Annotated in this window: 1 protein-coding gene; it reads left to right on the top strand. The window is 42.9% G+C overall.

Annotated features, from left to right (window positions below):
* Positions 1-596: immunity 49 family protein (locus tag R8N49_RS26830; RefSeq protein ID WP_318190413.1), on the top strand; the 596-nt coding region annotated here is incomplete at its 5' end.
* Between the last annotated feature and the right edge of the window lie 148 nt (positions 597-744).

Genomic DNA, 744 nt, shown 5'->3' with positions numbered 1-744 from the left:
TAAAGATCCTCGGCTATCCTGAAGTAACATGGAAAGGCGAAGGTATTTTAAAAACAGGTTTCATTTGCCCCTCAATGTGGCTAGATACGTATTTTACCTCTGTCATCGTTCGTGATAAACCTAGCATGGACGTATTGGCAAACTTTCCTATTTCTTTGATGAGACAGAGCTCTACCAAAGCGGGTGAGCTGTCTTATATGCTAGTAGACGTCATTCAGTCGTTCCACAATCGCACATCGGATTATCCTGATAAGCTGGTTGCAGCAATGGACGCAGCGGTAGCTCAAGGGGATAACTGGGCGTTGGAAATTGCGATGGGGATCCTAGAAACCTTCGCAGCGCTCACTACTAACATTGGTTATGACTTTGAGGAAGTGCTAGTCAAAAACCTACAATTCCAAGAAAAATATCATCTTCGAGAATTAGGACCAGATAGGATAGGCATCAGAACTTTTATCAACTTCCCTCTGCTTGGCATGGCTTGCATGTGGTACGACAAAGGTCATCGTTTATCTGTTGAAACCGGTTGGCTTCCTCCTTATCTCGTTGAAGGACGTTGGCTAGAAGATGTAAAAGCAGGGAAGATCACACGATAAATTATCATTTATATAGAAATTCAGTATATAAGCCACCTTTCACGAGGTGGCTTATATGTTTACCGATATTCAATCAACCCCATCCAGTGGATTGACCCAACAGGTTTTCTTTGTGAAGAAGGGCTAAAACGCTTGCAGAAAATGCTGG

The sequence above is a fragment of the Vibrio sp. 1978 genome, assembly GCF_033344345.1.
The sequence above is the reverse complement of the archived record's forward strand: the minus strand, read 5'-3'. Positions and strand labels throughout refer to the sequence as shown.